Annotated in this window: 8 protein-coding genes; 2 read left to right on the top strand and 6 right to left on the bottom strand. The window is 61.1% G+C overall.

The window, feature by feature from the left end; translation table 11 throughout:
- Positions 1 to 733: EAL domain-containing protein (locus tag QN219_RS23875; RefSeq protein ID WP_284002553.1), on the top strand; the 733-nt coding region annotated here is incomplete at its 5' end.
- Between the two features lie 178 nt (positions 734 to 911).
- Here QN219_RS23875 and QN219_RS23870 read toward each other — a convergent pair.
- Positions 912 to 1,508 (bottom strand): hypothetical protein, encoded by a 597-nt coding sequence (locus QN219_RS23870; protein ID WP_284002552.1) that lies wholly within the window; start codon positions 1,506 to 1,508, stop codon positions 912 to 914.
- Between the two features lie 214 nt (positions 1,509 to 1,722).
- On the opposite strand from QN219_RS23870, the gene QN219_RS23865 reads away from it, so the two are divergent.
- Positions 1,723 to 1,845, top strand: coding sequence for a hypothetical protein (locus tag QN219_RS23865; RefSeq protein ID WP_284002551.1), 123 nt, complete (start codon positions 1,723 to 1,725; stop codon positions 1,843 to 1,845).
- Positions 1,846 to 1,852: 7 nt separating this feature from the next.
- Here QN219_RS23865 and QN219_RS23860 read toward each other — a convergent pair whose 3' ends face one another.
- Genes QN219_RS23860 through bioB form a run of 5 tightly spaced genes read right to left on the bottom strand, consistent with a single transcriptional unit; the run spans position 1,853 to position 6,888 of the window.
- Positions 1,853 to 2,839, bottom strand: coding sequence for a beta-ketoacyl-ACP synthase III (locus QN219_RS23860; protein WP_284002550.1), 987 nt, complete (start codon positions 2,837 to 2,839; stop codon positions 1,853 to 1,855).
- A 2-nt stretch (positions 2,840 to 2,841) separates the two neighbouring features.
- Positions 2,842 to 4,107, bottom strand: a complete 1,266-nt coding sequence (locus QN219_RS23855; RefSeq protein WP_284002549.1) for an adenosylmethionine--8-amino-7-oxononanoate transaminase — start codon at positions 4,105 to 4,107, stop codon at positions 2,842 to 2,844.
- Positions 4,104 to 4,742, bottom strand: a complete 639-nt coding sequence (gene bioD, locus QN219_RS23850) for a dethiobiotin synthase (protein ID WP_284002548.1) — start codon at positions 4,740 to 4,742, stop codon at positions 4,104 to 4,106. The genes QN219_RS23855 and bioD overlap by 4 nt, the downstream gene beginning before the upstream one ends.
- On the bottom strand, positions 4,739 to 5,887 hold the full coding sequence (locus QN219_RS23845; RefSeq protein WP_284002547.1) for an 8-amino-7-oxononanoate synthase: 1,149 nt from the start codon (positions 5,885 to 5,887) through the stop codon (positions 4,739 to 4,741). Before QN219_RS23845 ends, bioD begins: the two co-directional genes overlap by 4 nt.
- Positions 5,884 to 6,888, bottom strand: a complete 1,005-nt coding sequence (gene bioB, locus QN219_RS23840; protein ID WP_405052206.1) for a biotin synthase BioB — start codon at positions 6,886 to 6,888, stop codon at positions 5,884 to 5,886. The genes QN219_RS23845 and bioB overlap by 4 nt, the downstream gene beginning before the upstream one ends.
- Between the last annotated feature and the right edge of the window lie 103 nt (positions 6,889 to 6,991).

The following is a 6,991-nucleotide window of genomic DNA, read 5'->3' as shown; positions in this document are numbered from 1 at the left end:
CCTTGTCAATGGCGAGCTGGAAGTCCACTACCAGCCGCTGGTCAACCTCCACACCGGCCACATCACCACCTGTGAGGCGCTCGTGCGATGGACGCATCCGGAAAGAGGCCCTGTGTCCCCAGCCGAATTCATTCCCGTCGCCGAGGAGACTGGACTGATTGCTCCGCTCGGAGACTGGATCCTCCGCCAGGCCTGCACGGAGGCTGTGAAGTGGCCACCGCATGTCGGCGTGGCGGTGAACCTGTCTCCTCTGCAATTCAGAAACCGGCGGCTCGCTGCAGACGTTTGCGAGATTCTCGGCGAAACCGGATTGGACCCGTTACGATTGCAGCTCGAAGTGACGGAGTCCGTGTTGCTCGACGAGAGCGACAACAATCTCCGTCTGCTTCAGGAGATCCGAGAGCTTGGCGTCAAGCTCGCGATGGACGATTTCGGGACCGGGTTTTCGTCGCTCAGTTATCTCAGGAGCTTTCGTTTCGACAAGATCAAGGTCGATCGCAGCTTCATTTCCGATCTGCCGGCAGGCAGGGAATCCTTGGCGATCATCCGAGCGGTCGCCGGAATTGGTCGCACGCTGGCAATAACAACGGCCGTCGAAGGGGTGGAGACCGAGGCACAGCTCGAGGCAGTCAAGGCCGAGGGCTTCGATGAGGCGCAAGGCTACCTGTTCGCCCGCCCCATGCCCGCTCGGCAGATCTTGGAGCTGATTGAGACGCGCGCGGGTGACATTTGATTGCCGAGCCCAAGCCATCATGTGACTCCAACCTGATGCATCCTAACCCGAAACGTGGCCCGTCATAAAGCGGCGCCACGCTCCCCTACGCAAGGGGTCGGCGCCTGGACTTTAAGTTCTACAGCTAACGTTCGTTGCAGTTTTCATTTGTGCCAATCGTTGAAATCGCGAGCGCGGTTCACGAAATCTCGATACGCTCAAGCATTTTCTTGAGCTGAACGTTCTGCAAGTGGAGCTTCTGAGCCAGTCGGCTTCTCAGCTTTTTGATTTCCTCGTCCAGGACTACCACTTCATCGAAGAAAGGATCCGCGGAAGACGAGGATTGCAGGCTTTGAGCCTGGTTTGTGCCGACAGGGCTCTGCGCGACCAACTGGGCGGGGGCTCTCTTCACACGTTCTCGGCGCTTGGTCCGCGGTTTCCTTTGCGATTTTGGGTTTGTCTGGCTTTCCGGCATCAAAGCAACGGTTTCCACACCCGGATGATGAACCTCATCAGGTGCAGGTGTTTGATCCTCTTCAGCACGAATTGATCGGCCGAACGCGTGCATGGCGCCGGGAGCGCTTGTCGCCCTGTCCGATGCCGTTGACCCTTGATCCACTGGGACATCCGCCTGGTGATCACGTGTGCCGGGATCATCAGACGGAAGTACCGACGTGTGTTCCGCTTCACTTTCGAGAGCGTTGCGATCGGTGGCACGCTTGCCCAAGCTCTCTTGCGCTTTTGCCGGTCGTCGCGCCGACACCAATTGAGCAAGGAACTTCCACGGTGTTTTCATAGTGTTTCAAGCCTTGAGCAACCTGGGACTTTGCCCCAGTCAAAATGATCTCCCCGGTCTGAAGTAGTAGCCTAAATGCCCGCATCTGAAATACCAACAGCCCGGACGCGACTCACGTGATGGGTCCATTCATTGCGGGACTTTCGCTTTGCATCGGGATTGTGACGGCTCGCAGCCAAGAATTCCTGCGATTGGTCGAACGCGAAATCCCAAAATGGCACGTATTGCAATAATCTCGCTGGCCATTTTCGGTGGTGCTCATAACCGGCAAACGATTGCCGCACGCCGTGCGGCCAAGGCCGTCGTGACGATCATGTCCCACGATGGGCCGGAATGACTAACTTTCAGGTGCCGAGCACAACAGCCCCTCCTGTCAATCCGGCCCCTGCGGCTGTGAGCAACAGCTTTTCACCGGGCGCGAAACGTCTCTGGCTGTTCGCGATCGACAGAGAAAGCGGGATCGTGGCCGCGGACGAATTGCCATAGGTTTCGATCGTCCGGACCACCCTCGCCGGGTCGATGCCGAGACGGTCGGAAACCGCGTCGAACATGCGCGCATTGGCCTGGTGCGGAACGAATCGGTCAATCTCGGACGCGCCGATTCCCGCCTGCTCCAGCGCCCGCTGCGAGGTTTTGGTCATCAGTTCGACCGCGCGTGAGAAGACCTCACGTCCGTCGCGCATCGTCATCAGAAACTCCTCCGGATTGGCATCGCTGGAAAAGGGTTTGCTGCTGCCGCCAGCTGGAATGGAGATCAGGTCGTAACCGCCTCCGTCCGACGCGAGATCGGCCGAAATGAGGCCAGATCGCTGGCCCTGCTCCGGAACAAGCACGACGGCGCCCGCCGCATCGGCGAAGAGGACCGCGCTCGCCCGTTCGGCCGGATTGATACGCCGGCTAAGAATATTGGCTGCGACCACGAGCACCGCGCGGCCCTGCGAGCGGACGAAGCCGTCTGCCAGCGTCAGTGCATAGAGAAAGCCCGAACAGGCGCCGGCCAGATCGATTGCCCCGGAATTTGGCAGGCCCAGTTTGTGCGCGAGCAGCGGCGCCGAGGGCGGCAACAGGTGATCCGGGGTAGAGGTCGCAAGCAGCGTCAGCGCGATGCCTTCGCGTGCAATCGCCGCATCATCGAGCGCCATATGTGCAGCCTGCGCTGCAAGGCCGCTCAGCGTCTCGCCGTCTCCAGCCCAATGACGCCTGCGGATGCCCGTCCGGCGCTCTATCCAGCCCACCTCGAGGCCGAGCTGCATCTCGATCTCCGCATTGCCGACGCAGCGTGCCGGCGCGGCATGCCCAAAACCGGCCAGGCGGGAAGAACGGCACGACATCATCACGCTCCCGCAAGGACGTTCGAGGCCACCTCGTCAATGGCGTCATAGGCTTGGCCGAGTTCGCCGGCGGTCACGCAGTAGGGCGGCATCAGATAGATGACGTTACCGAGCGGACGAATGAGCAGCCCGCGCTCGCGAAACAGTTTCCGCATGCGTGGCCCGACATCGGCAAGATAGCCGCCCGCTGGCGCGACGAGGTCGAGCGCCGCGATCGTCCCGACTTGCCGGATATTGGCGAAACGCTCGTCTCCCTGAAATCTCGCCAGGTTCCGCCGATGCAGCGTCTCCAGGCTGGAAATTCTCGCGCCGACAGCTTCGCCGCGCCAGATTTCGAGATTAGCGACAGCCGCCGCGCAGGCGATCGGATTTGCGGTATAGGAACTCGAGTGGAAGAAGGTCTTGCGCCGGTCCGCGGACAGATGTGCCTCGAAGATCGCTTCGCTGCAAAGCGTTGCCGCGAGCGGCAGCGCACCGCCGGTCAGGCCCTTGGACGTGCAGAGGATATCGGGGCTTAAGCCAGCCTGTTCGCAGGCAAACATCGTCCCCGTCCGTCCCCAGCCGGTCATCACCTCGTCGGCGATGAACAGGCAGTCGTAACGTGCGGCGATTTCCTTCAGAACCGCCAGCACCCGGGCGCCGTAGATCTTCATGCCGCCGGCGCCGAGAACCAGAGGTTCGATCACCAACGCCGCCACGCGGCCGCTACGGCAGAAGGCTTCGAACATGTCGAGCGTCCGCTGTTCGCGACCCGCCTCGGGAAAAGCGAGCCTGTCGACGCCAAACAACAAGGGCTCGTAAGCCGCCTTGAAGACACCGCGTTCGCCGGCCGACATGGTGCCGATCGTGTCGCCGTGGTAGCCGTGCTCCATCACCACGACGCGGTCGCGCGGCTCTCCCCTGTTGTAGAAATAGCCGAGCGCCACTTTGATTGCGACTTCGACGCAAGTGGAACCGCTGTCGGAATAGAAAACGTGCTTCAAGCCCGCCGGTGCTATCGCGACCAGCCGGTCGGCGAGTGTTTCGGCGGGCTCATGCGAGAATTCGGCAAAGATGATCTGGTCGTAGGCCTCGGTTGCCGTGCGGATCGCCTGCATGATCGCGGGGTGCCGGTGGCCGTGCGTGATCACCCACCAGGACGAGATCGCATCGAGTATACGATTGCCGTCCGTGTCGATCAGATAGGCCCCTTCGGTCGACACGATGCGGGTCATCGGCGGCTCGAGCGCATGTTGGGTGAAGGGATGCCAGACGGTCGAGCGGTTCATTCAGACACTTCCAAGAAAGGTGCGAGATTAAAAGAATTCGAGAACGCCTGACGAAGTGTGTCTGCAGCAACGCTGGGTAGCCAAGGCAGACGCCCAAGCGACCGCACGCGGCCCATCTCCACGATGATGCGCTGCGTTTCATGGTTTTCGTCGCCGATGAACACGATACCGAAGATCGGAATGGCGCGGTTTTTCAGCGCTTCGATCGACAACAGCGTGTGATTGATTGTGCCCAGGGACGTTCTGGCGCAGAGGATGACCGGGATCTGCCAGCGCGCGAAAAGATCGACGAAAAGCAGATGGTCCGAGAGCGGTACCAGAAGCCCCCCTGCCCCCTCGATCACCAATGGCCGGTCGGTGATCGGCGGTGCGAGCTGGTCCGGCTCGATCGCCACACCGTCGAGACGGGCCGAACGATGCGGCGAAACGGGCGCTGAAAGCCTGTACGCCTCCGGCAGGATACGCCCGCGCGGCAAACCTGAGAGCCGCGCGACTGTCTCGCTATCGGTCTCGTCCTCAAGCCCGGACTGAACCGGCTTCCAATAGTAGGCGTTAAGCGCACCGCCAAGGCCGGCGGCAAACACCGTCTTGCCAATGCCGGTATCGGTACCGGAAACGACCAGGCGAGGGATCATAGTGAGTCCTCCTCCATTGCGATTGCCAGACACTCAATCATGTCGGCGATCTGCTCTTCATCGACATTGAGGGTGATGGAAATCCTGAGGCGCGCCGTACCATCCGGCACGGTCGGCGGCCGGATCGCCCTGATGTCAAAGCCGCCGGCAATTCGCAATTGCTCGGCAATGCGGAGCGACCGGGCATTATCGCCGATTATCACAGGCAGGATCTGCGAACCGCTGGGATTGATTCCGAGCAACAATCGCAGATGCCCGGCGGCGAAGGTGGTCAGGCCCTTGAGCCGCATGCGCCGCTTGGGTTCATCAGCGATCACGCGCAGGGCTTCCCGTACGCCCGCCGCCATCAGCGGCGACGGCGCGGTCGAGTAGATGAAATTGCGGGCGCGATTAACGAGAAAGTCGGCGAGTGTCGCAGGTAGGCCGAGAAGTGCGCCCGAGACGCCGAGCGCCTTGCCGCAGGTGTGCAGCATCAAAACATTGCCGCGCTTTTCCAGCCCAGATGCAAGCCCGCGTCCACCCGGGCCGAACACGCCGGTGGCATGCGCTTCGTCAACGACCAGAAAACCGTCATGCCGATCGGCAAGGTCTGCGAGCTCCAGGAGCGGCGCCTGATCGCCATCCATCGAATAGAGGCTTTCGACCGCAATCCACGGATGCCCCTTACCACCTTTCGCGCGCCAGCGGCGGATAGCCAGATCGAAGGCTTCGACGTTATTGTGTGTGACGGCCACCGCTTCGGCCTTGCTGGCCGCTATCCCATCATGCGCGCTGGCATGGATCAGCGCGTCGTGGACAATCAGGTCGTCGCGCTGCGGCAGAGTCGAGAAGAGCGCGGCATTGGCGGCAAATCCGCTGCCGAAATAGAGAACTCTTTCCACCCCGAAGAACGTCGCCGCTTCCGCTTCGAGCGTCTCGTGTTCGGGATGATTGCCGCGCAACAGCCGCGAGCCGCCGGCGCCGGCGGGTACGCCGCGGTCGATCGCCGCCGATATGGCGCTCTTCAGACGCGGGGAGTTCGATAGGCCAAGATAGTCGTTGGAGGTGAAATCAATTCCTTGCAGCGGTCCGAGCGTGCGCATTCGCGACCGCCGTTCGAGGCCGGCAAGTGTTGCCTGATAACGAGCAAGTGCCGTCGAGCTCAAGGCGTCGGCTCCAGCGCAATCGGCTTGAGGCCGAGCCGCCGGAAGAGTGTCGCGTCCTGATCTTCTCCGGGATTGTCCGCCGTCAGCAGCGTGTCCCCGACAAAGATGGAATTGGCGCCGGCAAAGAAGCAAAGGGCCTGCATCTCGTCGCTCATGTCGGTCCGGCCCGCCGAGAGCCGTACATTCGAACGCGGCATCAGGATGCGCGCCAGCGCGATGGTTCGCACAAAATCGATCGGGTCGACCGGCGCCGCATCGGCGAGCTTGGAGCCGGAAATCGGAATCAGCATGTTGATCGGCACACTGTCCGGCGGGGTGGGCAGATTGGCCAGTGTCACCAGCATCGAGATGCGGTCTTCGGTCGTTTCCCCCATCCCGAGAATGCCGCCGGCGCAGACCTTGATGCCGGCAGCACGGACATTGGCGAGCGTTTCGAGCCGGTCCGCGAAGATGCGCGTGGTGATGATCTCGGAATAGTAGCGCTCCGAGGTATCGATGTTGTGATTGTAGTAGTCGAGGCCGGCCTCGGCGAGCCTAGCGGATTGCGCCGTCGTCAACATGCCGAGCGTCATGCAGGTTTCCATCCCGAGTGCTCTGACGCCTTCGACCATGGTCACCAGCGCCTCCATGTCGCGATCCTTCGGATTGCGCCAGGCCGCCCCCATGCAATAACGCGTCGCGCCACCTTCCCTGGCCTTCTTCGCCTCCGCCAGCACGCGCTCGACCTCCATCAGCTTTGAGGCTTTCAGCCCCGTCGGGTAATGGGCGGACTGGCTGCAATAGCCGCAATCCTCGGCGCAGCCGCCGGTCTTAATGGACAACAGGCGGCTCATCTGAATGGCATTCGGATCGAAATGCTCACGATGAACCTGTTGGGCACGAAAGAGAAGATCGTTGAATGGCAGATTATAGATAATTTGTGATTCATCAAACAACCGTGCTGAATCGGTGACCGCTCCCGGCAACGCCTCCTTTGAAATCGCAGTCTTCTCAGCCATCAAGCTTCCTCCCGGTGCTGATTACATAGATAACATCATCATTTTATCTATAATCAGAAACCGGTTGAGTCTGGCAACCCCTTCTGAAGGAGATCAAGGCTCCGCA

This window comes from Sinorhizobium sp. 8-89, from assembly GCF_030124325.1.
Classification (GTDB): domain Bacteria; phylum Pseudomonadota; class Alphaproteobacteria; order Rhizobiales; family Rhizobiaceae; genus Sinorhizobium.
Note: the sequence above shows the minus strand (reverse complement) of the source record. Positions and strands in the feature narration are given on the sequence as shown.

Coding starts and splice junctions, on each gene's coding strand:
- QN219_RS23870 (WP_284002552.1), bottom strand. CDS start 1,508: ATGAAAACACCGTGGAAGTTCCTTGCTCAATTGGTGTCGGCGCGACGA.
- QN219_RS23865 (WP_284002551.1), top strand. CDS start 1,723: ATGGCACGTATTGCAATAATCTCGCTGGCCATTTTCGGTGGTGCTCAT.
- bioD (WP_284002548.1), bottom strand. CDS start 4,742: ATGATCCCTCGCCTGGTCGTTTCCGGTACCGATACCGGCATTGGCAAG.
- QN219_RS23855 (WP_284002549.1), bottom strand. CDS start 4,107: ATGAACCGCTCGACCGTCTGGCATCCCTTCACCCAACATGCGCTCGAG.
- QN219_RS23860 (WP_284002550.1), bottom strand. CDS start 2,839: ATGTCGTGCCGTTCTTCCCGCCTGGCCGGTTTTGGGCATGCCGCGCCG.